25 protein-coding genes and 2 pseudogenes are annotated in these 25,474 nt (G+C 63.9%); 13 read left to right on the top strand and 14 right to left on the bottom strand.

Translation table 11 applies throughout. The annotated features are described in order from the left end of the window. Positions 1 to 103: 103 nt before the first annotated feature. Positions 104 to 1,798, top strand: a complete 1,695-nt coding sequence (locus GGD61_RS01860) for a PAS-domain containing protein (protein WP_092259212.1) — start codon at positions 104 to 106, stop codon at positions 1,796 to 1,798. A gap of 31 nt (positions 1,799 to 1,829) precedes the next feature. On the opposite strand, the gene GGD61_RS01855 is transcribed toward GGD61_RS01860, so the two are convergent. Beyond that, positions 1,830 to 1,994 (bottom strand): hypothetical protein, encoded by a 165-nt coding sequence (locus GGD61_RS01855; RefSeq protein ID WP_177237229.1) that lies wholly within the window; start codon positions 1,992 to 1,994, stop codon positions 1,830 to 1,832. Between the two features lie 94 nt (positions 1,995 to 2,088). On the opposite strand from GGD61_RS01855, the gene GGD61_RS01850 reads away from it, so the two are divergent. Next, on the top strand, positions 2,089 to 2,427 hold the full coding sequence (locus GGD61_RS01850; protein WP_092259213.1) for a hypothetical protein: 339 nt from the start codon (positions 2,089 to 2,091) through the stop codon (positions 2,425 to 2,427). Between the two features lie 103 nt (positions 2,428 to 2,530). Then, positions 2,531 to 2,908 (top strand): hypothetical protein, encoded by a 378-nt coding sequence (locus GGD61_RS01845; RefSeq protein ID WP_092259214.1) that lies wholly within the window; start codon positions 2,531 to 2,533, stop codon positions 2,906 to 2,908. Positions 2,909 to 3,084: 176 nt separating this feature from the next. Here the strand turns inward: GGD61_RS01845 and GGD61_RS01840 are convergent, their stop codons facing one another. The 6 genes from GGD61_RS01840 to GGD61_RS01815 all read right to left on the bottom strand — a co-directional run bounded on the left by GGD61_RS01840 (position 3,085) and on the right by GGD61_RS01815 (position 8,652). Next, on the bottom strand, positions 3,085 to 3,579 hold the full coding sequence (locus GGD61_RS01840; RefSeq protein WP_018322110.1) for a hypothetical protein: 495 nt from the start codon (positions 3,577 to 3,579) through the stop codon (positions 3,085 to 3,087). A 177-nt stretch (positions 3,580 to 3,756) separates the two neighbouring features. Continuing rightward, positions 3,757 to 4,488 carry an aspartate/glutamate racemase family protein gene (locus tag GGD61_RS01835; RefSeq protein WP_092259215.1) on the bottom strand — a complete coding sequence of 244 codons (732 nt, stop codon included), beginning with the start codon at positions 4,486 to 4,488 and terminating at the stop codon, positions 3,757 to 3,759. Positions 4,489 to 4,492: 4 nt separating this feature from the next. Next, positions 4,493 to 5,371 carry an ABC transporter permease gene (locus GGD61_RS01830; protein WP_092259216.1) on the bottom strand — a complete coding sequence of 293 codons (879 nt, stop codon included), beginning with the start codon at positions 5,369 to 5,371 and terminating at the stop codon, positions 4,493 to 4,495. 3 nt (positions 5,372 to 5,374) lie between these two features. Continuing rightward, positions 5,375 to 6,334, bottom strand: coding sequence for an ABC transporter permease (locus GGD61_RS01825; RefSeq protein WP_092259217.1), 960 nt, complete (start codon positions 6,332 to 6,334; stop codon positions 5,375 to 5,377). After that, positions 6,334 to 7,623 carry a PotD/PotF family extracellular solute-binding protein gene (locus GGD61_RS01820; protein WP_026202682.1) on the bottom strand — a complete coding sequence of 430 codons (1,290 nt, stop codon included), beginning with the start codon at positions 7,621 to 7,623 and terminating at the stop codon, positions 6,334 to 6,336. The genes GGD61_RS01825 and GGD61_RS01820 overlap by 1 nt, the downstream gene beginning before the upstream one ends. A gap of 42 nt (positions 7,624 to 7,665) precedes the next feature. Further along, positions 7,666 to 8,652: an ABC transporter ATP-binding protein gene (locus tag GGD61_RS01815; RefSeq protein ID WP_092259218.1), complete on the bottom strand. Its 987-nt coding sequence runs from the start codon at positions 8,650 to 8,652 to the stop codon at positions 7,666 to 7,668. 267 nt (positions 8,653 to 8,919) lie between these two features. Between GGD61_RS01815 and GGD61_RS01810 the strand changes: the two genes are divergently transcribed. The 4 genes from GGD61_RS01810 (at position 8,920) to GGD61_RS01795 (ending at position 15,439) form a co-directional block, all read left to right on the top strand. Further along, positions 8,920 to 9,627, top strand: coding sequence for a GntR family transcriptional regulator (locus GGD61_RS01810; RefSeq protein WP_092259219.1), 708 nt, complete (start codon positions 8,920 to 8,922; stop codon positions 9,625 to 9,627). A gap of 420 nt (positions 9,628 to 10,047) precedes the next feature. Next, complete coding sequence (locus GGD61_RS01805) at positions 10,048 to 11,595, top strand: FAD-dependent oxidoreductase (RefSeq protein ID WP_177237230.1); 1,548 nt, start codon at positions 10,048 to 10,050, stop codon at positions 11,593 to 11,595. 254 nt (positions 11,596 to 11,849) lie between these two features. Beyond that, positions 11,850 to 13,208, top strand: a complete 1,359-nt coding sequence (locus tag GGD61_RS01800) for an amidohydrolase family protein (RefSeq protein WP_409362444.1) — start codon at positions 11,850 to 11,852, stop codon at positions 13,206 to 13,208. 473 nt (positions 13,209 to 13,681) lie between these two features. Next, a complete protein-coding gene (locus GGD61_RS01795; protein WP_092259227.1) occupies positions 13,682 to 15,439 on the top strand; it encodes a CYTH and CHAD domain-containing protein in 1,758 nt (585 codons plus the stop codon). A 117-nt stretch (positions 15,440 to 15,556) separates the two neighbouring features. Here the strand turns inward: GGD61_RS01795 and GGD61_RS01790 are convergent, their stop codons facing one another. The 3 genes from GGD61_RS01790 to GGD61_RS01780 form a co-directional block, all read right to left on the bottom strand. After that, the gene (locus GGD61_RS01790; RefSeq protein WP_177237231.1) at positions 15,557 to 16,180 is read right to left on the bottom strand and encodes a transglutaminase-like cysteine peptidase; all 624 of its coding nucleotides are present in this window, start codon (positions 16,178 to 16,180) and stop codon (positions 15,557 to 15,559) included. Between the two features lie 331 nt (positions 16,181 to 16,511). Then, entirely contained in the window at positions 16,512 to 17,123 is a 612-nt protein-coding gene (locus tag GGD61_RS01785) for a PilZ domain-containing protein (protein ID WP_026202686.1), read from the bottom strand. Positions 17,124 to 17,257: 134 nt separating this feature from the next. Continuing rightward, positions 17,258 to 18,448, bottom strand: a complete 1,191-nt coding sequence (locus GGD61_RS01780; protein ID WP_177237240.1) for an MFS transporter — start codon at positions 18,446 to 18,448, stop codon at positions 17,258 to 17,260. 403 nt (positions 18,449 to 18,851) lie between these two features. Between GGD61_RS01780 and GGD61_RS01775 the strand changes: the two genes are divergently transcribed. From GGD61_RS01775 to GGD61_RS01765, 3 genes are all read left to right on the top strand, one after another. Continuing rightward, a complete protein-coding gene (locus tag GGD61_RS01775; RefSeq protein WP_092259236.1) occupies positions 18,852 to 20,003 on the top strand; it encodes a zinc-binding dehydrogenase in 1,152 nt (383 codons plus the stop codon). A gap of 3 nt (positions 20,004 to 20,006) precedes the next feature. Next, positions 20,007 to 20,489, top strand: coding sequence for a DUF5680 domain-containing protein (locus GGD61_RS01770; RefSeq protein ID WP_092259239.1), 483 nt, complete (start codon positions 20,007 to 20,009; stop codon positions 20,487 to 20,489). 110 nt (positions 20,490 to 20,599) lie between these two features. Further along, positions 20,600 to 21,022 carry a VOC family protein gene (locus tag GGD61_RS01765; RefSeq protein WP_092259242.1) on the top strand — a complete coding sequence of 141 codons (423 nt, stop codon included), beginning with the start codon at positions 20,600 to 20,602 and terminating at the stop codon, positions 21,020 to 21,022. A gap of 160 nt (positions 21,023 to 21,182) precedes the next feature. Here the strand turns inward: GGD61_RS01765 and GGD61_RS01760 are convergent. The 4 genes and pseudogenes from GGD61_RS01760 to GGD61_RS01745 all read right to left on the bottom strand — a co-directional run. Then, positions 21,183 to 21,386: pseudogene (locus GGD61_RS01760) on the bottom strand (SAM-dependent methyltransferase); the annotation flags it as partial. A 250-nt stretch (positions 21,387 to 21,636) separates the two neighbouring features. Next, positions 21,637 to 22,095, bottom strand: coding sequence for a nuclear transport factor 2 family protein (locus GGD61_RS01755; RefSeq protein WP_092259245.1), 459 nt, complete (start codon positions 22,093 to 22,095; stop codon positions 21,637 to 21,639). A 144-nt stretch (positions 22,096 to 22,239) separates the two neighbouring features. Beyond that, complete coding sequence (locus tag GGD61_RS01750; protein WP_092259382.1) at positions 22,240 to 22,713, bottom strand: isoprenylcysteine carboxylmethyltransferase family protein; 474 nt, start codon at positions 22,711 to 22,713, stop codon at positions 22,240 to 22,242. A gap of 21 nt (positions 22,714 to 22,734) precedes the next feature. Next, a complete protein-coding gene (locus GGD61_RS01745; protein WP_177237241.1) occupies positions 22,735 to 23,628 on the bottom strand; it encodes an NAD(P)/FAD-dependent oxidoreductase in 894 nt (297 codons plus the stop codon). Between the two features lie 211 nt (positions 23,629 to 23,839). Here GGD61_RS01745 and GGD61_RS01740 point away from each other — a divergent pair, with 211 nt between their 5' ends. The 3 genes and pseudogenes from GGD61_RS01740 to GGD61_RS01730 all read left to right on the top strand — a co-directional run bounded on the left by GGD61_RS01740 (position 23,840) and on the right by GGD61_RS01730 (position 25,466). Continuing rightward, positions 23,840 to 24,523, top strand: coding sequence for a TetR/AcrR family transcriptional regulator (locus GGD61_RS01740; protein WP_092259251.1), 684 nt, complete (start codon positions 23,840 to 23,842; stop codon positions 24,521 to 24,523). A 7-nt stretch (positions 24,524 to 24,530) separates the two neighbouring features. Then, a pseudogene (locus GGD61_RS01735) lies at positions 24,531 to 24,842 on the top strand (transposase); the annotation flags it as partial. A gap of 111 nt (positions 24,843 to 24,953) precedes the next feature. Beyond that, a complete protein-coding gene (locus GGD61_RS01730; RefSeq protein WP_092259254.1) occupies positions 24,954 to 25,466 on the top strand; it encodes a hypothetical protein in 513 nt (170 codons plus the stop codon). Positions 25,467 to 25,474 lie beyond the last annotated feature (8 nt).

Here is a 25,474-nt window from a genome sequence, read left to right as displayed (position 1 = left end):
CGCGGCACGGTTCCGTACCGTGAAAATACAGGCCGGTACTTTAATCCTCCGCTAGCGCGATCACGCTTATCGTCGAGCGTTTTCAACTAGGGGGAGCGGCGCCATGAATGCGACGGCGCTGGGATCCGGCTTCGGTGCCGGAACCAATCTATTGAAGAAGTTCGTAAGACTAGCTCGTGGCGCCGACACGCTGACCGTCGCCGAGAAGGTCTACAGCATCGCCGCCTTCCTTGCGATCGTCACCACCTTCCTCCTGGTGATGTCGGTCCAGTCCGTGCGCTTGCAGACGACGTATCGCCACATGCATGTCACCGCCGCCGAGGCGGCGATCGGCGTCGGGCGCATCAATGCGCTGATCTATGCCATCGTGATGGAATCACGCGGCATCTACATGTCGGCCGATCGTCGTGCGATGAAGCCGTTCGCGGACGGGCTGGTGCGGCGCAACCGCGAGCTCGCCGAGGCCGTGAAGAGCATGGAGAAGAACGTCGGCGACGACGACGCCGAGCTGTTCGCGAGCTTCCGCCAGCGCATCTTGCAATTCATCGACTTCCGTCAGGAGCTGGTGCGGCGCGGGATCGAGATCAGCCCGGCCGCGGGGCGCGAATGGGGCGACAATGACGCCAACCGCACCGTGCGCAGCAAGCTCAACAGCGATATCGAGGCGCTCGAGCGCATCTACCAGCAGCGCGCCCGCGAGGCGGACGAACTCGCCAATGAGAACCGCTATGCGGCTGCCTATCTGTTCGCACTCGGACTCGCCGCCTTGATGCTGGCAGCGCTCAACGTCGTCGTCATGCGCAGTTCGATCGTCGGCGCCCTGGCCGATATCACGCAGGCGACCGACCGGATCGCGCAAGGCGACGTCAAGAGCGAGGTGCCGCATCTCGACCGTCACGACGAGATCGGACGCCTTGCGCGCGCCGTGCAGAACTTCCGCGACGCCGTCGCGCGCATCTTCGAGCTCGAGGAGCTCGAGCTCGGCACCGCCCAGGCGCGCGACGCCGCGCGGACCGAGCGCGACCAATTCAACGACAAGTACCAGGCCAAGAAGTGGCAGCTCTCGGCGGCGATCAACAGCATGCCGCAGGGCCTGATCATGCTCGACGGCAAGGCGGTCGTGGTCGCGATGAACTCGAACTACCGGCAGATCTACAATCTGCCCGAGACGATCCAGGCCGGATCGACCCTCGAGGATATCCTCCAGCACCGGGTCAAGAGCGGGCTGTTCAGCGGCGACGTCGCGAAATATGTTGCAGCTGTTCTCGACCGGATCGCCAGGCGCGAACCGGCGGCCTACGAGATCGCCCTGAACGACGGCCGCATCATCAAGATCTACGAGCGTCCGATGGACGGCGGCGGCTGGGTGTCGGTGCAGGAGGACGTCACCGAACAGCGCCAGCGCGAGCGCATTCTCGAGCGGATGGAGCGCTTCCTCGCCACCATCATCGAGAACGTGGCCGAGGGCATCATCGCCAAGGATGCGCGCAATCTGCGCTACGTCTTCGTCAACAAGGCGGCCGAGAAGATGATCGGCATGTCGCGCGGCGAGATCATCGGCAAGACCGCGCGGGAATTGTTCTCCCCGGAGGCGGCCGAACTGATCGAGCGGCGCGACAAGCAGCTGCTCGCGCAGAAACAGCAGCTCGAGCCGATCATCGATACCATCGACAATCCCGCGCGCGGGCGCCGCGTCATCTCCGCACGGCGGGTTCAGATCGGTGGCGCCAGCGAAGAGTCCCACATGTTCGTGACCATGGTCGAGGACCGGACGGAGAATATGGTGGCGGCCGCCTAGCGATTATGCGCGCCCTCACGGCAGCACCGCGTCAGCGCCCTTCGGATTCGCGCGCTTCGATTGCGCCTGCGACCTTCTCGTGGCCGGCGGCCCACAGCGCATGCTCGTCGCTGCCGCCGAGGTAAGGATTGGCTTCGGCCGGGATGTTGTCGCGCGCGGCGCGTTCGCCTTCTGCAAAAGGATCGCGATCGGTCATCGTGATTGAGCCTCCTCGCTTTCAAGCTGATGTGACGGCATTTGTTCCGGAACCGGCCTTCGCCGCGGCGGTTGACCGGTAAAGGAGAATTCTCATGGCCGCATCGTCTGCAACCGTCTCAATCAAGACCATGATGGTGATCTTCGCCCTTGTGGCGATGCCAGCCGTCGCATTCGCGCAGGCGGGCGGCGGTTCTACCGGATCGACCGGAGGCGCTGCGGGATCGACTGGAGGCTCCGTCGGATCGAGCGGAGGTGTTGCCAACTCGCCGGCTCCGCCGCCCGGCACCAACAGCCTGGGTACGGCTCAGTCATCCGGCCCGGGCTCCGGAGTTACGACCGGCAGCGGCACAGGCGGCAGCGCCGATGCCACCGTCAATGCCGAGAATCGGATGCTCGACAAGAAGCTCAAGAGCATCTGCCGCGGCTGCTGATCCTCGCGCGGAAGTGAGACAGCGTGGCTGTCCCGAATGCGCGAGGGACGTTAGCTTGATCCTGCTTTGAAGCGTGGAGCGTGTCCACGCGGAGGATCGAGTGATGTTACGCAGGATGATGATGGCGGCGCTGGCCGTCGCGGCAGTCGGACTGTCGGCGCCGCACGTGGCCCACGCAGGCGGATTCGGACATGGCGGCGGAGGACATGGCGGTTGGGGGCACGGCGGGGGCGGCTGGGGCCATGGCGGCCATTGGCATGGCGGCGGCTTCTGGCCCGGAGTTGCGATCGGGGCAGGCATCGCCGGCGCCGGCTACTATGGCGGTTATTACGGCTACGGCTACCCCTATTACGGCGGTCCTACTTATTATAGTACCGGCTACGGCGACTACAACGATGGTTATGGCGGCTGCTACGTCGCGCGCAAGCGCGTCATGACGCCGGCGGGCTGGCGTATCCGCCGCGTGGACGTCTGCGAATAGCGTCCCACAAAAAAACAAGGCCGTTGACGCAGTATACCGTCAACGACCTTGCCAGCCCCGGACATTGAAATCGGCTCACGCCATCCGGTAGGGGCGAGCATCGCGCGGAATCACACCGCTGAATGTGATCCAGTTCACAAGTGGCGAAAATAAAAGTTCCACCGCGGGGCGGACGCTCAGCCGCGCGAGCGCTTTCGCGCGCTGGCGTGGGCACGGTGCCGCGCCGGTTTCCTGCGGGTAACCGAGGGCGTTTCAACTTCGGTCGCCCGTGCGCTGGCAAACGACTGCCGCAAGCCGTCGATGGACTCGTTCAGCGATGCGACCTGCTCGGACAGGCGCTTGGTGTCGGCCTGCTGCGCCGCCATCAGCCGCTTCATCGTCTGGAGCTGGTCCTGCACGACCTGCAGCTGGTCGATCGATTCCTGCTGCGTCGCCTCCAGCCCCTTGGTCTTCTCGACCAGCTGTTCGGAGGCCTGGGCCGTGCGGGCCTGGAGCTGCCGCGATGCCACCACCCGGTCGGCTTCAGGTGCGGCGCCGGTATAGGCCCGCCAGATCGCGATCGAGGTCACCCCTGCAATCAGGAGCAGGAGCGCAGCGGCGGTCAGCGCGATGGGCTGGGCGCCAAGGCGAAGCAGGGGGTTCGACGGTGTGTCCTGGGCGAGATCGATCATCGCTGACAAAACCCAAATTGAAACTTGGTGAGTGGCGAAGACCGGCAACCAGAGGTCGCCGGGGCGTCCCGAAAGTGTTACGTTTCCGCAAGGAATGGGACCAAAAAGAGGCTAAGGGCCAAAAAACCAGGAATCAGCGGGCCTTGCGGCCTCCAAGGCTCCGCCCTGGCGCGGGAATCAAGGTTGAAACGGCGCAAACGGCCCAGAATAGGTCTTGGCGCGCGGTGCCGCATAGGGTCCGAGCCGGGAGGTCTTCAGGCCCAGCCGCACCAGTGATTCCGCCAGCGTCACCGCTGCGGCGACGCCGTCGATCACGGGCAGGCCGTGCGTGGCGGCAAGCTCAGCGGCGAGATCGGCCATGCCGGCACAGCCGAGCACGATGGCTTCCGCCCGGTCGTCGCGGATCGCGGCCGTGATCTCGGTGGAGATCTTTGCGAGCGCGTCCGTGTTGCGCTCCTCGAGCGCCAGCACCGGGACCTCGGCGGCGCGCACGCGGGCGCAGCGATCAGCGAGGCCGTATTTCCGCAAATTATGTTCGATCGGCACGATGGAGACACCGAGCGTCGTCACCACGGCAAAGCGCGCAGCGATCAGGCTCGCCATGTGGAAGCCGGCCTCTCCAATGCCGATCACCGGCGCCCTCGCGACGGCGCGCGCGGCATCCAAGCCGGTGTCGTCGAAGCAGGCGATGATGTGGGCCTCCGCACCATCGCTGTCGGCCTCGCGGATGCAGCCGAGCATGCCGGGCACGGCGAAGGCTTCGTCGTAAAATCCCTCGATCGAGACGGGGCCCATCGTCGGCTGCCGCGCGTCGATCACCGTGCCGGGCAGGGCGATGCTGCGCGCTGCAGCGGCGATCTTCGCCGTCATGGACGCTGTGGTGTTGGGATTGACGACGTGCAGCCGCATCGGATCAGACGAGCCCTTTGCCGGCGTCCGAACCCTTCGCCGCCTGCCGCTTGTTGAGCATGTGGATGGTGCCGAGCGCAAGCGTGATCACCGTGAACGAGACGGCCGAGATCACGGTGCCGAGCGCGTAGATGTCGGGATTCGTCACCGTGGTGGTCAGGCCCTGCAGATCGAGCGGCAGCGTATTCACCGCCCCGATCGCCTGGCTGGACCGGGCGAGCTCGTCCCAGGACAGCGTGAAGCCGAACAGGCCGATGCCGATCACGGAAGGCAGGATGATCGGCAGCACGACATGGCGAAAGGTCTGCCACGGCGTCGCCCCCAGATCGCGCGCGGCTTCCTCGAGGCGGGGATCGAAGCGGTTGAAGATCGCGAACATGATGAGAAGGCCGAACGGCAGCGTCCAGGTCAGGTGTGCGCCGAGACCCGATGTGAGCAGGCCCATCGAGGTCTCGAAATTCTCGTTCCAATGCGCCTTGATCAGATCGTCGATGATACGAAACTCAAGTGAGATGCCGAGCGAGGTGATAATCGAGGGCACGATCAGGCTGGCGATCGCCGAGTAGAACAGGATGCTTTGCGCCCGGAACTTCCTGCGAAAGGCCATGCCGGCGGCGACCGACAGCACGACGGTGACGATCATCACGATCACGCCGAGCAGCAGCGAGCGACGGAAGGCCGCGCCGAGGTCGACGATGCCGGTGCCCTGGAACAGCTTTGCGATCCAGAAGGTCGACACGCCATTCATCGGGAAGGTGAGGCCGCCCTGCGGCCCCTGGAACGACAGCACATAGATCGCGAGCATCGGGCCGTAGAGGAACAGCACATAGGCCGCGAAGAAGATCGCGAGCACGTAGAACGAGCGCGGGCGTCCTTCCTTCATGCTCTAGAGTTCCTTCTTGATGTCGACGATGCGCGACATCATGGTGATGATCAGGAAAGTGATCGCGAGCAGGATCACGGCGTTGGCCGCTGCGGCCGGGAATTGCAGCGCGTTGACCCGCGTCTCGATGATCTTGCCGGCAGCTGCGATCTGCTGGCCGCCCATCACCCCGATGGTGATGAAGTCGCCCATCACGATGGTGATGACGAAGATCGAGCCGATCACGATGCCCGGCTTTGCCAGCGGGATGATGACGTTGACCAGCGTCTGGACGCCGGTCGCGCCGGCGTCATAGGCGGCCTCGATCAGCGACTTGTCGATGCGGATCATCGAATTGAAGATTGGCACCACCATGAAGAAGGTGAAGAGGTGCACCAGCGCCAGCACCACCGAGAATTCGGAAAACAGCAGCCATTCCAGTGGGTGGTTGATCAGGCCCGTTTTGACCAGGCCGGAATTGACGAGGCCGTTGCGCCCGAGCAGCGGGATCCAGGCGATCATGCGGATCACGTTGGAGGTCCAGAACGGGATCGTGCAGAGCAGCGACAATCCCATCTGCCAGGTCTTGGACTTGACATGGAAGGCGAGGAAATAGGCGACCCAGAAGCCGATAAACAGCGTGATCGCCCAGACCAGGAAGCACAGCTTCAGCGTCTTCAGATAGGTCTTGCCGATCGTGCAGAGGTCGGGGAGCTGCGCGATGCAGCCTTCGAACGTGTCGGTGTAACCGCGGCCCGAGAAGGCCGGCAGCAACTGGTATTCGTTGTAGTCCCAGAACGAGACGATGACGACGAAGACGAGCGGAATGAGGAAGAAGGCCAGAAACACCAGCATCATCGGCCCGGCCTGAAGCCAGGAGATGAAGGAGGGCGACAGGCGCGTCGGCTTTGCCGCGCGCGCTGTGCCCGACCCCGGGATCAAGCCCGGGGACGCCTGTTGCAGGACCTCTTCCGACATGTCCATTAGGCCGCGATGAACTCATTCCACTTGCGGACCATATAGTCGTTCTCGTCCATCACCGCGTTCCAGCAGGCGACGCCGCCCATGCGGTCCTCATAGGAGCCGCCGTCACGCACGGCGCCGGCCTTTTCGAGCAGCGAGCCGTCGGGCGCCTTGATGTCCTTCTCGGCCGGCTTGCCTTCCATCCAATAGGCCCACTCGTAGGGCTCCATATGCGCCTTCGCGGTGGAGAGCACGGCGGAGTAGTAGCCCTGGCGATTGAGATAGGCGCCGGCATAGCCGGACAGGAACCAGTTCACGAACTCATAGGCCCATTCGAGCTTCGCGCCCGAGACGCCCTTGGAGACGCAGAAGCCCGAAGCCCAGGAGCGATAGCCTTCCTTCAGCGGCTGGAAGGTGCAGGCAATGCCCATCGAGCGGACCTTGGTGACTGCCGGCGACCACATCGACTGGATCACGGTTTCCCCTGATGCCATCAGGTTGACGCTCTCGTTGAAGTCTTTCCAGAAGGCGCGGAACTGGCCGGCCTTCTTGGCCTCGGTCATCACCTTCATGGTGAGATCGATCTCTTCCTTGGTCATGTTGCCCTTGTCGGCATATTTGTACTTGCCGGTGGCTTCCACGACCATCGCGGCGTCCATGATGCCGATCGAGGGGATGTTAAGGATCGAGGCCTTGCCCTTGAACTCGGGGTTGAGCAGCTCGGACCAGGAGCTGATCGGCCGCTTGATCAGGTCGGGGCGGATGCCCAGCGTGTCGGCGTTGTAGACCGTCGGGATCAGCGTGACGAATTCAGTCGCCGAGGTCGCGAACTTCTTGGAGTCCTTGCCTTCGAGATACAGCACCTTCCAGGGCGCGGTGCCCTGGCCGCCGATCTTCTTGCCGCCGGGCGTTTCGCCCTTGGTGAAGACGGGCGTGATGTTGTCGAACTGTTTGATCTTCCTGGCGTCGAGCGCGAGGATGTTGCCCGACGGCACGATCTTCTTCAGCGAGAAATATTCGGTGTCCAGCACGTCGAAGGAGTTCGGCTGGGTCATCACGCGCTTGGTGACGTCGTCAGTGGTCGCGGTGATGTATTCGATCTTGATGCCGGTGTCCTTCAGGCACTGCTTGGAGATGTCGTCGCCCTCGTTCACGGCGGTGCCGAGATAGCGCAGCACCTTCGTCTCGGCCGACTTCACATAGGGAAAGCCGGTGATGGCGCCGGAGCCGGCGGCAAGGCCGGCCAGACTGGCGGTGCCCTTGAGCAGCGTGCGGCGGCTGACGCCCTTGGTCCTTGTGGTCTCGCTCATGTCAGTCACTCCTCTGTTGCGCATTCCAGTGATCGATCGGCGCTATTGCAGGCGTTGCGCCTTGGCGGGATCCCAGGTGGCCAGCACGCGATCGCCCGGACGGAACGGGTGGACGTCGAAAGTGGCTTCGGGAACGTGGGAGAACAGGGCGGTGCCGTCGTCGAGCGTGAGCGAGACGGCGATGTAGGAGCCCTGGTACTCGGTCTGTATCAGCCGCGCCGGCGCGCCGAAGGCGCCGTCGGTGAACGGCGCGATGCCGAGCTGATCGGCGCGCACGGCAATCAGCTTGCCGGCGTCGCTGAGCACGTTGTGGCCGCCGATGAAGCGCGCCACGAATTCGGTGCGGGGATGGTGGAAGATGTCGCGGGCCGTGCCCTGCTGCTCGATCCGGCCGTGGTTCATCACCACGATATGGTCGGCGAGCGCCATCGCCTCTTCCTGGCCGTGGGTGACCTGGATGAAGCTGATGCCGAGCTCGCGCTGCAGCCGTTTCAATTCACCGCGCATCTTCACCCGCAGGAAAGGATCGAGCGCCGAGAGCGGCTCGTCGAGCAGGAGGATCTGCGGCTCGGTGATCAGCGCGCGGGCGAGCGCAACGCGCTGCTGCTGGCCGCCGGAGAGCTGTGCCGGCAGACGGCCCGCATATTGGCTCATCGCCACCAGCTCGAGCAGTTCGCCGGCGCGCTTGTGGCGCGTCGGCTTGTCGACGCCGCGCATCTTCAGCGCAAAGGCGACATTGTCGATCACGCTGAGATGCGGAAACAGTGCGTAGGACTGGAACATCATCGCGGTGCCGCGCTCGGCCGGCGGTAGGTCGGTGACGTTCTGGCTGCCCAGGATGATGTCGCCCGCGCTGACCGCCTCGTGGCCCGCGATCATCCGCAGGGTCGAGGTCTTGCCGCAGCCGGACGGGCCGAGCAGGCAGCAATAGGTGCCGGCCGGGATCTTCAAATTGACGGTGTCGACCGCCAGCGTCGTGTCGTAGCGCTTGGTGACGGCGACCAGTTCGAGAGCGGCGGGAGTGGCCATGGCGTGTCCGAGGAGGGGCGGTGCTTCCGGGCTCTCTCCGCAAGGTCCGTGCCAACCGCCGCTTGGCCGGCCGAATTCCGAAACTGTGCAGTGGAGTCAGATCGTTAGATCGAATCCTGGGCCTCCGGGCTGCCCGCCGCTTGCACAGTCATTTGCACACAAAATGGGCGAAGATTGTATAAAGTTTCGCCTGTGATTGGATACAGGTCGTCGACTAACATTCGAAGCGAACGTCGTCGATCGCCCTCAAGCCCAACTCTCGAACCAATGGCCGCCAAGTCCCGCCCCAAATCCGACGCGCCAGATGCGAGCGATCGCGTCAGCCGCATCCGGGAGGGCGTGACCGCCGCGATCCTCGAGCATCGCCTGCTGCCGGGCACGAAGCTCGGCGAGGACGAGATCGGTGAGATCTACGGCGCGAGCCGCACGCTGGTCCGCACCGCGCTGCAGCAACTTGCGCATGAGGGCATCGTCAACATCGAGAAGAACCGCGGCGCGTTCGTCGCGCGTCCTACGCCCGCCGATGCCCGCGAGGTGTTCGAGGCGCGGCGCCTGATCGAGCCCACCATCGTCGATCACGCCATCGACGCGATGTCGCCGGCCTGGCTCGATCGTCTCCAGCAACATCTCACCGAGGAGCGCGAGGCCGAGCTGCGCGGCGACGCGCGCGCCTCGGTTCGGCTTTCCGGTGAGTTTCACAAGCTCGTCGCCGAGATGAGCGGTCACAGCATCTATCTCGGCTTCCTCAAGGAGCTGATCGCGCGCTCCTCGCTCATCATCCTGCTGTACCGCCGCCACGACACGCCGGCCTGCGGCACCGATCACCACGCCGGCATCGTCGCCGCCATCCGCAACCGCGACAAGCAGGCGGCGCGCGCGCAGATGCTGTCGCATCTGACCGAGATCGAGGACGAGCTGTTCCTCAAGGACCCCGCCGCCGACGAGCTGCGGCTCGCGGACGTGCTGGGCGTCTGATCGGCACCGATCTTAGGCACCAGGAATAGCGCCAGGAATCCGCGCCGGAGCCACGAACCCGCGTCAGTGGTTGAGTGCGCGCTCTGCGGCGAGCTGTCCGTCCGGAGTGATCTCGTAGTCGCCGCCTCGCTTTGTCATCCATCCTGACCTGACCATCTCCCGTGCCAGCTGCACCGAGCAGATCGGATGGTTACCTCCTGGGTAATACAGCCTGTCATTTCGGACCAGCAAGTGTCCGTACAGTTGGGCATGACGTAATGCCCTGCGCATCCCGGGTGATGGATCTTTCATGCCGGTTCAAGCGCGAGCGCGACGAAGGTTCCTAATCAACGCCGTGACTTTCGATGGCTTTGCGCTGCGGAGGGCGGGTAGGAACTCGCGTTCTGCCGCATCGTTTGTTGTTTTCGAAGGAGCAGCATCATGAACGTACGGGACGAGTACACGCGATCGCTCTGGATGGATGTTTCGGTCGCGGATGCCCCCGCGCTGTCGCGCACCGTGGGCGTAGACGTCGTTGTCATCGGCTCCGGAATAGCCGGGCTGTCGGTGGCTTATGAACTGGCCTGCCATGGACGTTCGGTCGCGGTGCTCGACCGCGGCGGCATTGGCAGCGGGATGACGGCGCGCACCACGGCGCATCTGGCGACGGCGCTCGACGATGGCTACGGCAAATTGGTCAGGGTCCGCGGCCCAGATTGTGCGCGGCACTATTATCAGAGCGTCGAAGCCGCAATCGACCGCGCCGAGGCCATTCAGCGCGACGAGCACATCGATTGCGATTTTCGGCGTGTCGACGGTTACTGGGTGCAGGCGCCCGAAACGCCCGCATCCGAGCTGGATGAGGAATTGGATTGCTGTCGCAAGCTCGGGATCCCCGTCGAAAATTGCGCCGAGCCGACCGTGTTCCATTCTGGAGGTGTGGTGCGTTCGTTACGTTTTTCCCGCCAGGCGCGCCTGCACCCGACCAGATATCTTGCTGGCCTAGCCGGCGCCCTTCAGCGCCGCGGGGCGCAGCTCTATGGCGACACCTGCGTTGAAAGCATCCGGCAAGAGCGTGGCGACATGATCGTGACGACCGCCTCGGGCTACGAGGTCCACGCCGCCGACGTGGTCGTCGCGACGAACTCGCCGGTCAATGTGCAGGTGGCGATCCATACCAAGCAGGCGCCTTACCGCACTTATGCTCTCGCCGCCAAAATCCCGGCCGGCGCGCTGGAGGATGCGCTGTATTGGGACACGCTCGATCCCTATCACTATGTCAGGCTTCAACCGCTCTCCGCGGAGGAGGACCTCGTCATCATCGGCGGCGAAGATCACAAGTCCGGTGAAGCGGACGACGGCGCACAGCGCCTTGCCGCGCTCGAACGCTGGGCGCGCGAGCGATTGCCGGCGCTACGCGAGGTCACTCATCGATGGTCAGGTCAGGTGCTGGAGCCGAGCGATTTCGTCGGCTTCATTGGCCGCAGCCCCGGCGAGGAGCACCTTTTCATCGTCAGCGGTGACTCCGGACAGGGCATCACCAACGGGCTGGTGGCGGGCATGCTGATTGCGGATCTCGTCATGACCGGCGCGAGCCCGTGGGAGGATGTCTACGCCCCGGCCCGCAAGATTCAAAAGAACATCGGCGAATTCATCAGCGAGAACATCACGCCGCTGAAGAATTTCGCGGAGTATCTGACGGCGAGCGAGATCGCGGGCGTCGAACATCTCCGCCCCGGGGAGGGACGCCTTGTCCGCAGCGGCCTGAAGAAGATCGCGGCGTGCCGGGACCGGAACGGACATTTGCATCTGCATTCGGCAAGCTGCACCCATCTCGGCTGCGTCGTGCACTGGAATGCGCTCGAGCAATGTTGGGATTGCCCGTGTCACGGTTCGCAATTCGCCCCTGATGGCACCGCGCTCAACGGCCCTGCCGTGTCTCCGCTCGGCGATATCGAGAAGCCGGCCAATCTTGAAGCCGCAGAGTGAGGCGAGCAACCTCGCCGACGTGCCGGGCGCGTGAGCGAGGCGCGTTCGCCAGCTGATCTCGCACGCGGCGATATCTCTTTGATTCAAATTGGAGCCGACCGCGGCGACCTCCCGCCAATGCAGATGGCAGGACTGCATATTTGCCGCCGTGGTGGCCAGTTGACGGCGGCCGGACGTCGGCGTCAAATGGCACGCAGAAGTTGCGTGCCTGCCATCACCCCTTGCGTAGCCCTGCACCTCAGCGGAGGCCGGCCATGACGGGTTTGAGGATGCCGGCCAGAGTGTCCGGAATCGCCACGCTGCTTGCGGCCGTTGCAATGATCCTCGGCAGCGCGCCCTCGGCGCCGGCCCAGCAGGACTCCGCCGTCCTGTTTCGCAACGTCCGGATATTCGACGGCAAGAGCGCCGCGCTGTCAGCCGCGTCCAACGTCATCGTCAGAAATCGCAAGATCGAGAAGATCTCGACCGCGGACATCGCGGCCGCCGGTCAGGTGATCGACGGCGGCGGCCGCGTGCTGATGCCGGGACTGATCGACGCGCATTGGCACGCGATGCTGGTGCGCCCGACGCCGATGGCCGCGCTTGCGGGCGATATCGGCTACAACAACCTGCTCGCCGCCAGCGAGGCGACGGCCACGCTGATGCGCGGCTTCACCACCGTGCGCGACATGGGCGGGCCGAGCTTCGGCCTCAAGCAGGCCATCGACGAGGACCTCGTCGCAGGTCCTCGCATCTATCCCTCCGGCGCCATAATCACCGTCACCAGCGGTCACGGCGACTTCCGCCAGCTCTCCGATCTGCCGCGAACGATCGGCGGCATGCTGAGCCGCATGGAGCGGATCGGCGGCAGCATGGTGGCCGACAGTCCGGACGAGGTGCGCGTGCGCGCGCGCGAGCAGCTCATGCAAGGGGCCTCGCAGGTCAAGCTCACCGCAGGCGGCGGCGTTGCATCGCCCTTCAGTCCGCTCGACGTCTCCACCTTCACCGAGCCCGAGCTGCGCGCGGCGGTCGAAGCCGCCGACAATTGGGGCACCTATGTTGCTACGCACGCCTATACATCGGTCGCGATCCAGCGCTCGGTCGCGGCCGGCGTCAGATGCATCGAGCACGGTCATCTCATGGACGAGGCGAGCGCCAAGCTGATCGCTGAGAAGGGGATCTGGTTGAGCACGCAACCGTTCCTGGATATCTCCGCTGCAGCCGCGCTCGGACCCGCCGAGCAGGACAAGATGAAGCAGGTGGTCGCTGGAACCGACCGCGTCTATGCGCTCGCGAAGAAGTACGGCATCAAGACCGCGTTCGGCACCGACGTCCTGTTCTCGCAGGCGCTGGCGGATCGACAGGGCGCCATGCTGGCCGCGCTCACGCGCTGGTACACATCGGCCGAAGCGTTGGCCATGGCGACGTCGGCCAATGCCGAATTGCTGAGCCTGTCCGGTCCGCGAAATCCCTATCCGGGCAAGCTCGGCGTGGTCGAGGAGGGTGCGTTCGCCGATCTCCTGCTGGTCGACGGCAATCCGCTCGACAACATCAAGCTCGTCGAAGATCCCGCGAGGAATTTTGTGGTGATCATGAAGGGCGGCAAGGTCTACAAGAACATCCTCGCACGCTGACGAGTGCGCGCGTGGATCACATCCTGCGCGCCTGCCAGGGCATGAGGTGGCGGGATTGGATCGCTGCTAGGGGCGATCCTCCGCAACCGGGCTGATGCGCCGCGAACCGGCCGCGATCTCCGGAACCGCGGCGGGCCGTCCAGGGCTTGTCATAATCCCGGGCCTGTCATCGGAGGCATGGCTTCTCAGCGTCTCCAGGACTAGGAAGAATTTCTCGGCTAGCATGAGTCAAACTCGCTGATGCGTTCGTTTCGGTTTCGAGAACAGCGAATTTCGCTCGTCAAATCGGTCACTTGCTGCGCTCGGGGCCAATTTAGTTCGTCATGGCACGCCGAATTGTGACAAGCCTTGCTGGATTTCTGCGTCTGGCACGTCGTGTCGATGATCAGGCAGCGCGACTAACGTGACTATTCCTTGCCGGACTGACGGGCTATATGCTGTCGCTCTGTCATTAAACTGTCATGTCATCGTAAATGCTGAAATCAGACCCAACACCGGCTCGCAAAACCTCGAGTGCGCCGGACGGAAATCCTGTCCTGAAGGACAACAAGAGGACGCAAGTCGTCGCCGGCTTTCTCAGGCAGATTGAACCGGCCGAGCCCGGCGCGGAACCTGCGATCGTCGAGGGCGCTGTGAGTGATCAGACGCCATCGCAAGATGCCCCGCCTGCTCCGGAACCAACTCGGTCGAGCCTTGTCGCGCACCCCGGCGAGATCGAGCTCAAGCTGGTCGTCGATGCCGATCGCATGGCGCATTTCAACGCCGCGCCGGTCATCGCGGCGAATGCGCGCAACAAGGGCTCGCGAAAACACCTCAAATCCGTCTACTATGATACGCCTGATCGGATGCTTCGGCGCAACGGCCTGAGCCTGCGCGTTCGCCAGAGCGGCGCGCGCTTCGTGCAGACCGTGAAGACCGACACAGCGGATGATCCGCTGCGCCGCGGCGAGTGGGAGGCGAGCGTGGCCTCGCTTGCGCCCGATCTCGCTCTGGCGATGCCGTTCATTCCGGAGAAGCTTCGCAGCCATCTCGAAGTGCAGCCGCTCGAAGCTATCTTCACCGCCGACGTCCATCGTCACGCGCGGATGATCGACCTGCCGTCCGGCACGGTCGAGATCGCGTTCGACCAGGGCGTGCTCACGGCGAGCGATCGATCGCTGCCGGTGAGCGAGATCGAGCTGGAGCTCAAGAGCGGCAGTGCGAGCACGATCTACGAGGTCGCATTGCGGCTTGCAGAGCACGGCGCGGTGAAGCCGTCCATCCGCAGCAAGTCGGCGCGTGGCTTCGATCTTGCCGCGGGCGCGCCGCCCTCGGCACGACGCCCGCGAAAACTTCGCCTCGATCCTTCGGTGACGCTCGACGAAGCCTTCGCGACGATCCTGCGCTCGTGCTTCCTCCATCTGCTTCAGTCGCTGCCGGCGGCCGAGGACGGGCGCAATCCGGAGGGCGTGCATCAGCTGCGTGTCTCGCTGCGCCGGATTCGATCGGCGCTCGACCTGATGCGCTCGGTCGGCGCGCTCAGCAATCTCGACGCACTGCGCTCGGAGGCGCGCTGGCTGGCGCAGGACCTGTCCGCCGCACGCGACTGGGACGTGTTCCAGCGCGAGACCTTGCCGACGATCGCGAAGGCTTGCCCTTCAATCGCCGGCTTCGATGCGCTCGGCCGGGCTGCGGCCGAACGCCAGTCCGACGCCTATCGCAAGGCCCATCACGCGCTCGACGATCGCCGCTGCGCCATGTTCCTGATCGGCCTCGGCAACTGGATCGAGACGCGGGGCTGGCGCAACGACGTCGCCGCCGAAGATCTCGGCCGGCTCGCCGAGCCCGCCGTCAACTTCGCGCAGCGCATTCTGTCGGAGCAGTACGCCAAGGTGCTCAAGCGCGGCCGCCGCTTCAAGTCGCTCACGATGGAGGAGCTGCACCGGGTGCGGCTCGCGACCAAACGGCTGCGTTATCTCAGCGAGTTCCTGCTGCCGCTGTTTGCCGATCGCAAGTCCGCGAGGAAGTTTGCCCGCAGGCTCGCCGGTTTGCAGGAGGAGCTCGGCGCCTTCAACGACATGGCGGTCACGGCTTCGCTGCTCGACGGGCTCGGAGCCGAGCCCGACAGCGCCATCGCCGCCGCCGCGATCGCCGGCTGGCAGGCGCGTGCATCGATCGGCGTCAAGCCCGCCTTGCAAGGCACCTGGCGCGATTTCACCGCCGCGCGCGTGCCTTGGTCCTCACAGGGCTGATCGCAGAACCCCAAAAAGTTGCGGCCAGCCATTGGGGGATGGCTGGCCGCGCGCGAACCGGTCTGGGACGGGGAGGGGTGGGGATGTGACCGGGTCGCGTAACTCCTTGTCTCGTTCTTAATCTCTGGCGCTGGCGGTGGAGACCGCCGGCTTGGTATCGCCCAGCGAGACCCAGACGTTGGGATCGCTCTGCGACTGGCGCTTGACGAAGCGGTAGCCGGTTTCCGTCCAGGCAACGACGTTCTCGTTCTGATTGTCGAGAACGAACTCGCCCTTGTCGGTCTTCACCGTCAGCACCGCGTGTCCTTCGCCCTTCTTGTCGCGCACGACGGTGATCAGCAGGGCCTGGCGCGGCCATCCGGCATCGATCAGCATCTTGCGCTTCAACAACACGTAGTCTTCGCAGTCGCCGTAACCGTCGGTCGGCAGCGACCATTTCTCGATCACGCCCCAGTGCTCCTGGTCGGTCAAAGGCTTGACGGTCTCGTTGACCCAGCGATTGACCTTGACGAGGTCGCGCCATGCGGCCTGCGACATCACGATGTCGCGCGGCTGTGCCGGCGTGCCCTGGCACTGAGCGGTATTGTCCGCGCAGAACTCGACCCAGCCGATCGGCGCACGCGTGGTGTCACCGAGGCTCGCGTAGAGCAGACGGCCTTCGCCGGCCTGCGCTGCCGCGCTGATCCCGAAGAGCATGGCAGCCAGCGCCAGCCCTTTCCCCTGTCCCTTGAAGTCAAACATTGCGGCCCCCGTTTCTTGTTGGGACCACATTTCGCACGGAGCTTTTGAGTTGCCGCTAAGTCAGTCAAGTCAAGTCGAGATGAATACAAGTAAAAGGCGCGGCGAATTCGATCTATACTTGAATCGAATTCTCATAAAATTTGAAACAACTGCAATTGATTCAAGTTTTATCGATTAACGCGGAAACGCTGGCGGAACCGCCATTTCAACGTGCAAACGGGCCGCGCGTTAACCGGCGCGAGGCCCATGATCACGCGCGAAAAAGGCGGCGTCCGCATTGCGGAAGCCGCCTTCGGGGCTGGAAATACAGGGGTTTTGGCGTCCTAGCGCTTTACCGCGCGGTAACGCTCTCTTCGAGTGTCTCGATCGGCTGCGCGTGGACGAACTCCAGCGCGAAGCCGTCTTCGAGGTTTCGGACCACGCGGCCCTGGACCCGGCCGAGCATGACGGTCGATTTCAGCGGCGGCCGGTTCTCCGCGGCGATGGCAGCACCGGACAAGGAAAGGTCGATGATGCGGCAGGTCATCTTGGTGCCGTCCTCGAGCGTCAGCACCGCGATCGGGTTGCGCGGCACGATACGGTCGTGGCGACGGTCCTCCGGCAGATTGAGGATGTCGCGGTTGGCGAGCCAGGTCAGCTGCGCGGCGAGCTTGTCGCGCTTTCGGGGCGTCGCCCCGATCGTCATGGCGAAGCCGTTGTCGATGATGCGGGTGATCTTGCCCTCGACACGGCCGATATGGTCGAGATAGGCGACGACGCGGTCGCCGACATTGCCGATGCCGGGGGCGAGCAGCGCGAGGCCGCCCGGCGACATGTTGATCACCTGGCAGGGGAATTCGCGGCGGTCCGGCAGCATGTAGCGGCCGAGCAGGTGCACCTTCACCCGCTGGAAACGCCGACGCTCTTCGGCGGCAGGAAGAAATTTTTTGTTCGCCAACGCCATTTTCAACACCCGACCCCCCGCCCGGGCGGAGTCCGGGACGACCCTAAGGTGCATAGGGTTAATGCCGCGTTAGGATTGGGTGCGGCGGAAACGGACAGACACGATGCGTTCGAAAAGCCACACCCGGAGGGTGCTCAAGCCGGCCTCATCGCCCGCCGCTGCAACAAGACCAGCAGCGCCAGCAGCACCGCGGCGGACAGCCCGAGCGACCAGTGAATGCCGATCGCCGCGCCTGCTAGCCCGACCGTGATGCCGCTGAACGCCCGCATCCCGAGCCCCGCCATATTATAAAGACCGACGACGCGGCCGCGAATGTCGTGCGGGGCATTCACCTGCACCAGGGCCTGCGCCATGGTGTTGAACGACAGCTCGAAGAAGCCGGCGCAGAACAGCAGCACGATCGCAACCGGATAGATCCGCACCGTGGCGAAGCCGAGCAGCGCCGCGCTCCAGAGCATGGCCAGCAGGATCGCGGCGCGCGGCGTGCCTTTCAATCGTCCCCAGGACTCCAGCGCGATAGCGGCGAGCACCGCGCCGGCCGCATCCGCCGCGAGCAGCACGCTGTAGGAGACGCCGGGATCGCCATGGCCGAGATCGCCGGCAAAGCCCGGCATCTGGGCGTGATAGGCGTTGCCGATCATGAAGGAGGTGAGGCCGGCGAGCCAGGTCATCGCCGTCAGGGTCGGCTGGGTGCCGATGGCGCGGATGGTCAGCACGATGTCGGCAAGGCCGCGCACGGCAAAGCGCCGCACCGCCACGCTGCTGTCGCGCGCCGGCGCCCAGAACAGCCAGAGCAGCATCGGCAGATAGAACAGCGTGTTGAAGATGATGCCGTGCGAGGTGCCCAGCGTCAGCATGATGATTCCGCCCACGGCAGGCCCGACCAGGATGCCGAGATAGCGCGCCATCGCGTTCAGCCGCACCGCGCTCGGCAGGTCGGCGGGGCCGACGAGGTCGTAGAGCAAGAGCTGGTTCGGCGTCTGCCAGAGCACGCCGGCGCAGCCATGGATCACCAGCAGCAGCATCGCGTGCCACATCTGGATCGTATCGGTGATGAAGAAGAAGCCCCATCCGCTCGATGCCACGATGAACAGCAGCATGCCGCACTGAATGATCCGGCGCGGATCGAACCGGTCGGCAAGCCCGCCGACGGCGACCGAGAACAGCAGGAACGGCAGCCAGTGCGACAGCACCGCAAACCCCGCCAGCGCCGGCGAGTGGAATTTCTGGAACACCACCCAATAGCTGATCACATGCTCGATGTTGTCGGCCATCATCGCCAGCACGTAAGAGCCGAACTGCAGCCGGTACGGCACCGACTTCATCGCCGCGAACGAGCCGGACGCAGCCACGGGATTTTGGGGAAGGGGGTTCAAGGGGGCACCTGGGAAGGACCTTGCGGCCTTACACGGTCGAGGGTGAGGGCTCAAGACAATTGGATGTGTGGGCATCTGCCATGCACTGCCACCACGAACTCCGTCGTCATCCTGAGGTGCTCACCTTGCGATGCGTCCGCATCGCAAGATGAGCACCTCAGGATGACGGTAGAGAGTGTGGCAGCTGCCGTAGTCCGGATTAGCGGAGCGATATCCGGGGCCGCTGATCCCGCATGTCGCTTCGCTCATGCGGGCTACGAATTCCTGCATCTTGGCACGCGCGTACATCTCACATAGCTTTGCCTCAGCCCGCACCCATCAATCATAACAGACGGGCATCGAGGAAACAGCCATGCAATCCATTCGCGTCTGCACCCATGCAGGGCCGGGCTCAGAGCCAGTCATCCGCACCGTGCCGTGGCCGAAGGTCGGCCGCAAGGCTGCGCTGATCAAGGTGGGCGCCTGCGGGGTCTGCGGCACCGATCTGCATATCCTCAAGGGACATTGGCCGAAGCCGCTGCCCTGGCCGTTCACGCTCGGCCACGAGCTTGGCGGAATCATCGTCGAATGCGGCGAGGAGTTTACCGAGGACTTCATGAGCAAGCCGCTCAAGGTCGGCTCGAAAGTGATGATCCCGCCGCTGATGCCCTGCGGCCATTGCTATTACTGCATCCATTATCCGCAAACCGCCAACAAATGCCTGACGCCGGTCTATTACGGCCGCTATCTCGGCTTCGACAAGGCGCCGCACATGTGGGGCGGCTGGGCCGAATATGTCTACGTCGATCTCGAGATGCTGCCGGGCACCAAGATCTACAAATTGCCCGACGACATGTCGCTGCGCTTAGGTGCGCTCTCGGAGCCGCTGACCTCCTGCATCCGCGCCTTCAACCGCGCCAGCCGCGCCGGTGGTTTTTCCTGGGGCGATACGGTGGTGATCCAGGGATCGGGGCCGATCGGCATTCTCGCGGTCGCGGCCGCAAAGGAGATGGGGGCAGGGCGCGTCATCTGCGTCGGTGCGCCCGAGGAGCCGCGGCTCAAGCTGGCCCGCGAATTCGGCGCGGAGGCGACCGTCAACATCGAGGAGATCAGGTCGCCGCAGGAGCGCATCGCGCGTGTGCGCGAAATCGTCGGCGGCTTCGGCGCTGATCTGGTGATGGATTGCTCGGGGCATCCCACCGCCGGCCCGGAAGGCATCGAGATGCTGCGTGACGGCGGCACCTATGTCGAGATGGGCCAGTTCACCGATGCCGGCTCGATCGAGACCTCCTGGCACCGCATCTGCACCAAGGATCTCAACGTGCTGGGCTCCTGGGGCTTCACCGGCAACGATCTGCCGCTCGGCGTCGACATGCTCTATCGCACCGCGGGCAAATATCCCTGGCTGAAGATGCAGACGATCTATCCATTCACGGAGGAAGGCGTCGCGCAGGCGGTGAAGGACGCCATGGCGATGAAGACGGTGAAGTCGACCATCGTGCCGTGGCCGGAACTGGTGGACTAGACGATGCCATCGATCCCGCACGATCTCGCGGTGTTCCTGGTCGAGGCCAAGCGGCGCACCTATGCCGGCCTCGACGACGACGCGACGGTGGCCGCGCCGCTGCTCGCCGGCTCCAAGCAGCTCGAGCATCGCGCGCCGCCTTATGCCTATCGCGATGTCTATTTCGGCATGGGATTTTTCGTCGGGCAGGAGACGGTGTCGAAGGACGACCGCGTCATCTGGTCGATGAGCTACGGTGGTGGCGCCGGTGCGGAGATCAGGGATCGGGAGACTCTCCTCGCGATCTACAAATTCCTGCGTTACGCGCTGCTGGCTGTGAGCGTCGAGCAGCCATACCGCGGACCGCGCCGGTTCGAGCAGGCGGGGATGGTCTACCGCAACGAGGTCGAAGGCGCGCTCGATCGTTTCCACGGCGTCGAGACGATTGCGCGGCAGGATGGCATGCAGCTCTACGAGCTGCGCTATGGTGGCGGGCTGCTGCGATAGCCCTGCGAGCCTGTAACCCGGATGGAGCGAAGCGCAATCCCGGGGCACCGGCCCCGCATTCCGCTTTGCTTCATGCGGGCTACGAGCCGCAATTTGGAACAAGGGCCACGATGACAAACGAACAGACACCCGAACCAACCCGGCGCTCTCCCTTCAACGCCATCCGCGCGATCGACTACACCGTTGTCTTCGTGCGCGACATGGCGGCGATGCGCCGTTTCTATGAGGATGTCCTTGCCTTTCCGCTGCTGCGCGAGCTGTCGCCGAACTGGATCGAGTATGGCCTCGGCGGCAACACGCTGGCGCTGGCGCGGCCGAGCCGGACCGCTACCGATGCGCCGACGCCGCCGGGCAGTGCCTCGCTGCAACTGGCGTTCAAGGTCTCCGCGGCCGAGGTCGATGCATGCGCAGACGAACTCGTTCGGCAGGGCGTTGCGCTGGTGTCGCCGCCGACCAATCAGTCGTTCGGACATCGCACGCTGTTCTTCCGCGATCCCGACGGCAATCTCTTGGAGATCTATGCCGAGATCTAGGCTGTGTACTCATTAAGCAGCTGTGCTCCGCTCCGGGGTCTCGGCGTCAAAATGCGCGGTCGCAACCACAACCGGCCGCGGCGGTTCGGCTTTTTGCGCCACGGTATCCTTCCCGGCCAGCGCAGCGGCCATCAAGGCCAGCGAGGGGCGTCTCCCCCTGCTAATCGCTATCAGCTTGCGCGGGATTGCGCGCCGTGACGATCCACGTCGCGCCGTCGATCATCACCGACCGCTCGCCGGGGCAGTCCGCGAAGGCGGCACGAACCGCGGCCGAGGCGCGGGCGCGGATGTCGTCGGGCTGATCAACAAGCGCGCGCGACAGCGGGCCGACCTCGAACGTCATCTTCACCGCGTCGTCGATCGCCGTGATCGCGGCCTGGCCGAACACCTCCAGCCTACCGTCGAGCCGGGCCTGGTGGACGACCCCAGCGCTCCCCGCTTTGGCCCTTCCAATTGGTGATCTGATCGGCATTGTACTGTGCCATGACATATCCTTGTTCTGGTTCGTTCTTAACGAAGCTATCCGATGCCAAAGTCCATCGTCTCCAGCGAGCCCGCCTCCACTAGTGATAAGGCGCCGTCCGCTGATGGCGGCATCACACGAGTGATCCGCGTTAGCTCACGATTGGGCCAGCCGCAGCTTCATCGAAACCAGCACGAGCTTGGATAGCGAGGCTTCGTTCTGCAGCCTGCGAGTCGAAATATTCCTCAATCGAATAAACCTTGCCCCATCGCAACTTGAAGACGTGGACGCCCCTGTTCACATACGAGCTTTGGCCGTCAAGTAGCCTCGCGTTGGCCCGCCACTTGACGAACACTGTGGTATTCCATGGCCAACCCGTCACCTCGACCCGCTCAATATCTATATGAAGCTTCGGGAAAACACGGCCCATGCGCTCGAACCACTGCTTCACCGATTGCTTTCCATGTCGCTCACCCCCCAACGCATGATTTCCGGCAACCCAGTGATACGCGTTTGGTGTTAGGCCCTTTGCAGCATCATCCCAACGCTGGTTGTTGACATGATCGAAGCTCCTGCGGATCTCTTTTTCGACAATTAGACTGTAGACCATTGATGCCACCTGTTGTTGGATAGCCGACGGCTCTGCAAGACGGATGGATACTTTCCAGATACTGAAAGCTGCTCCGGGTAACGACGTCGATCCGTTGGGAAAGCTGGCCGACGGGCGGCCCCGCAGGCGGCAGCGGCGGAATAGTCAGAGCCAGCGGCGAACCTCGGCCTTGTAGTGGCGGTAGTCGTCGCCGAACTTCGCTTCGAGATAGCGCTCCTCGCGGGCGATCACCTGCGTCTGGATCGCGATCAGCACCAACGGGAGCAAGGCGAAGGCGATCGGCCCGTCGAAGCCGATCGCAAGACCGGCATAGATAAGCGCCATTCCGAGATACATGGGATTGCGGGTCCACCGATAAGGGCCGGTCGTTGCGATCAGGGTCGTTGGCTGCGACGGCGGAACGTTGGTGCCCAACCGCCGGAACAGCCCCGCCGCCGCAAGCATCATCGCCGCGCCGGCAACGAACAGCAGCGCGCCGGTCGCGACCAGCAACCGCCCGTCGATGCCGAAAGAGCGCTGGGTGACGAACCGCTCCGCCGCCAGCCCCAACAGCAGCGTTCCCAGATAGACGAAGGGCGGAGGGAAGCGCACACCCGCGCTGTCCGGTTCGACCGCCATGCTCATCTCCAATCTGCGCTCTCAAACCACCATCGACTGCTGGGCGAAGATACCCGCCATCGCGCCCTGCGATGATGCCTGGGTGACCGAGGGCAAGAAGGGCGTGGTGAGGTCGCCGGCGGCGTAGATGCCGGGCATGCTGGTTTGACGGCGTTCGTCGACCTTGAGGACGATGCCGGCGGGCGTAGCCACGGTGGCAAGGCCCAGTGCTTCATGCAGGCTTGCGGACGCCTTGTTGCGCGGATTGGCGAACAGGATGTCGACCGCGACATTGCGGCCGGTATCGAGATTGACGGTGGCGATATGGCCCTGGTGATGGGCGATCTCGACGATCCGGCCATCGATGAGAGGTATGTTGCGGCGCGCCAGATCGGCCTGGATATCGGGCGGAATGTCGTGACCATCGGCGAAGAGCGTCAACTTGTCAGTCCAATCGTGGAACAGCCTGACCTGATTGTGCGACTGCGGGCTGGACCAGACGAGGCCCCAATGCTGGCCGGCGACTTCAAAGCCATCGCAATAGGGGCATGGCACGATGGACGTGCCCCAGCTTTCGGCGTAGCCCGGAACATCAGGCATCTGGTCGGCGACGCCATAGCTCAGGATCAGACGACGCGCCGCAAGGCTTTCAACATCGCCAGTAAGGACAGAGAAATTGTCGATGGCGCCGGAGACGCTGTCGGCCCGGGCACTGACAAGCTTGATCGCGGGATAACGCGCCAACTGCCGCCGCGCCTCCGCCAGGATGTCCAGCGGCGGCTTGTGATCGTGGCCGAGCAGTCCATGCGAGTGGCCGGCGAAGCGGTTGCGTGGCAGACCGGTATCGAGAACGGTGACCTTGCGGCGGGCGCGGCCGAGCTGCAAGGCGCCGGCGAGACCGGCAAAGCTGCCGCCGATGATGATGACGTCATCCATGGTGATGGGCTCCGTGTTGTGGATGGAGGGAGACGAGTTGGGCTTGGCGGTGGCCTGAGCGCGGGCGAGGCCGATGGCGGAAAGCGCAGCCAACTTCAGCAGGGCTCGTCGTTGCATCGAAGGAATCACCCTACCCCCTGGCTTGCACATTTCAGATACTTCATGGTATCGTAATTCAAGAATTAGGATACTGTCAAGTACTGGAATTGCCGTGACCGAAAACAGCCAGGGCCGGCGCGGCCGGCCCGCCAACGAGGCGCTTGGCCAAACCATCATCGACGCCGCGCGCGAGCTCTTTGTGGAGTTGGGTTTTCAAGCGACGACATTGGACAAGGTCGCCCAGCGAGCGAAGATATCCAAGCTCAGCATCTACAGGCACTTCGAGAACAAGGAGGCGCTGTTCGGCGCGGCCATGGCGGCCGGCTGCCATCAGTTGTTTGCACCACAGACCCTTCTTGAAGGCGTCGACGGTTCGGTCGAAGATCAGCTCGTGGCGGTGGGATCATCACTGCTTCGCACGCTGTTGAGATCGGACGTCCGCAGCCTCGAAGCCATGGTCATGGCCGACAAGACGAGTCAAAACGCATTAAGCAAGCTCCATTTCGAAGCCGGCCCCGCTCATGTCATCGCCGAAATCGAGGCCCTGTTGCGTCAGTTGCACGCGAAGGGGCTTCTGAACGTGCCCGATCCTCTCCGGTCCGCCCGCTTGTTCGCCGCGCTTTTCAAAGGATCCGATCTCCTGATGATCGCACGCTTCGATCAGGCGAAAGCAGAGGACGACAACGAAATCGATTCCTATTGCCAGTCGGCCGTCGCCATGTTCATCGCCGCGCATCGTGACAACGACCAAGTGGGCGGAGATTTGCCTGCCTTAAGGTCAAAAAACAAAATTTGAATCGTGCGTGACTAGCAAAATTCATGCGGTGGTCGATAGCAATGGTCTGTCGGTACGGCTGGCGCTGAGCCCCGGTGAGGCGCACGACGTTCGACTAGCCGGAAAACTGCTGTCTCGTCTGAAATCCGGGGCAATGTTACTCGCCGACCGTGGCTATGACGCCGACTGGATCAGAGAACTTGCGATGAAGAAGGGCGCGTGGGCCAACATCCCACCAAAGAGCAATCGCAGCGATCCGATCTGCTTCAGCCCGTATCTTGCTTTCGTTCAGCTCGCCTCGATCAGGCTATGGCTTCGCGTTAATGAGTCCACGTCCTAGTCCAGTCACCGTGTCCGTCGCCTGAAAAGTTCCACCGGAAATCCCGGTGTTATTCACGCCGCGGTGAAACTTAGGTCCAGGTTGCGGCTTTCAGTTCCCAGGAGAGCGATCGTGAAGCGAATCCTGAAACCCGTCACTTACGTGCTGGCTGCCATCTACTTCGTGGTGGATGCGGTCTTCATGGCCGTGGCGCGGCCAATAGCGCGTTGGATCGGGCGGCATTTCGAATTCAGGCGATTGCGCGCCTGGATCAGGGGGCTACCGCCTTATCCGTCGCTCGCTTTATTCTCGGTGCCCGTCATCATTCTGGAGCCGGTCAAGCCCGTGGCGGCCTATCTCGCCGCGACCGGTCAGTTCGTCAGCAGCGTTGTGACTTTCATTGTCGGCGAGTTGCTCAAGCTGGTGTTGGTCGAGCGCCTGTTTCATCTCACGCGCGACAAGCTGATGCGAATTCCCGCCTTTGCCTGGGCTTACGGAAAATACGCCGCGGCAAAGGCGTGGCTGCAGGCGACCGAGGCCTGGCGCGCCATCCGAGCGCTGGCCCGCGCAATCAAGGACAGTGCTGCACGCGCAAGAGCCAGGCTGGTTGGCCGCTTCAGCCGGCTGGCGGCCTCCAGGGATTAGGCCGCGCG

Origin of the sequence: Bradyrhizobium sp. SBR1B (assembly GCF_014198205.1) — a bacterium.
Lineage (GTDB): Bacteria > Pseudomonadota > Alphaproteobacteria > Rhizobiales > Xanthobacteraceae > Bradyrhizobium.
This window is presented reverse-complemented; position numbering and strand designations above follow the sequence as displayed.

Coding starts and splice junctions, on each gene's coding strand:
- GGD61_RS01860 (WP_092259212.1), top strand. CDS start 104: ATGAATGCGACGGCGCTGGGATCCGGCTTCGGTGCCGGAACCAATCTA.
- GGD61_RS01855 (WP_177237229.1), bottom strand. CDS start 1,994: ATGACCGATCGCGATCCTTTTGCAGAAGGCGAACGCGCCGCGCGCGAC.
- GGD61_RS01850 (WP_092259213.1), top strand. CDS start 2,089: ATGGCCGCATCGTCTGCAACCGTCTCAATCAAGACCATGATGGTGATC.
- GGD61_RS01845 (WP_092259214.1), top strand. CDS start 2,531: ATGTTACGCAGGATGATGATGGCGGCGCTGGCCGTCGCGGCAGTCGGA.
- GGD61_RS01840 (WP_018322110.1), bottom strand. CDS start 3,579: ATGATCGATCTCGCCCAGGACACACCGTCGAACCCCCTGCTTCGCCTT.
- GGD61_RS01835 (WP_092259215.1), bottom strand. CDS start 4,488: ATGCGGCTGCACGTCGTCAATCCCAACACCACAGCGTCCATGACGGCG.
- GGD61_RS01830 (WP_092259216.1), bottom strand. CDS start 5,371: ATGAAGGAAGGACGCCCGCGCTCGTTCTACGTGCTCGCGATCTTCTTC.
- GGD61_RS01825 (WP_092259217.1), bottom strand. CDS start 6,334: ATGGACATGTCGGAAGAGGTCCTGCAACAGGCGTCCCCGGGCTTGATC.
- GGD61_RS01820 (WP_026202682.1), bottom strand. CDS start 7,623: ATGAGCGAGACCACAAGGACCAAGGGCGTCAGCCGCCGCACGCTGCTC.
- GGD61_RS01815 (WP_092259218.1), bottom strand. CDS start 8,652: ATGGCCACTCCCGCCGCTCTCGAACTGGTCGCCGTCACCAAGCGCTAC.
- GGD61_RS01810 (WP_092259219.1), top strand. CDS start 8,920: ATGGCCGCCAAGTCCCGCCCCAAATCCGACGCGCCAGATGCGAGCGAT.
- GGD61_RS01805 (WP_177237230.1), top strand. CDS start 10,048: ATGAACGTACGGGACGAGTACACGCGATCGCTCTGGATGGATGTTTCG.
- GGD61_RS01800 (WP_409362444.1), top strand. CDS start 11,850: ATGACGGGTTTGAGGATGCCGGCCAGAGTGTCCGGAATCGCCACGCTG.
- GGD61_RS01795 (WP_092259227.1), top strand. CDS start 13,682: ATGCTGAAATCAGACCCAACACCGGCTCGCAAAACCTCGAGTGCGCCG.
- GGD61_RS01790 (WP_177237231.1), bottom strand. CDS start 16,180: ATGTTTGACTTCAAGGGACAGGGGAAAGGGCTGGCGCTGGCTGCCATG.
- GGD61_RS01785 (WP_026202686.1), bottom strand. CDS start 17,123: ATGGCGTTGGCGAACAAAAAATTTCTTCCTGCCGCCGAAGAGCGTCGG.
- GGD61_RS01780 (WP_177237240.1), bottom strand. CDS start 18,448: ATGAAGTCGGTGCCGTACCGGCTGCAGTTCGGCTCTTACGTGCTGGCG.
- GGD61_RS01775 (WP_092259236.1), top strand. CDS start 18,852: ATGCAATCCATTCGCGTCTGCACCCATGCAGGGCCGGGCTCAGAGCCA.
- GGD61_RS01770 (WP_092259239.1), top strand. CDS start 20,007: ATGCCATCGATCCCGCACGATCTCGCGGTGTTCCTGGTCGAGGCCAAG.
- GGD61_RS01765 (WP_092259242.1), top strand. CDS start 20,600: ATGACAAACGAACAGACACCCGAACCAACCCGGCGCTCTCCCTTCAAC.
- GGD61_RS01755 (WP_092259245.1), bottom strand. CDS start 22,095: ATGGTCTACAGTCTAATTGTCGAAAAAGAGATCCGCAGGAGCTTCGAT.
- GGD61_RS01750 (WP_092259382.1), bottom strand. CDS start 22,713: ATGGCGGTCGAACCGGACAGCGCGGGTGTGCGCTTCCCTCCGCCCTTC.
- GGD61_RS01745 (WP_177237241.1), bottom strand. CDS start 23,628: ATGGATGACGTCATCATCATCGGCGGCAGCTTTGCCGGTCTCGCCGGC.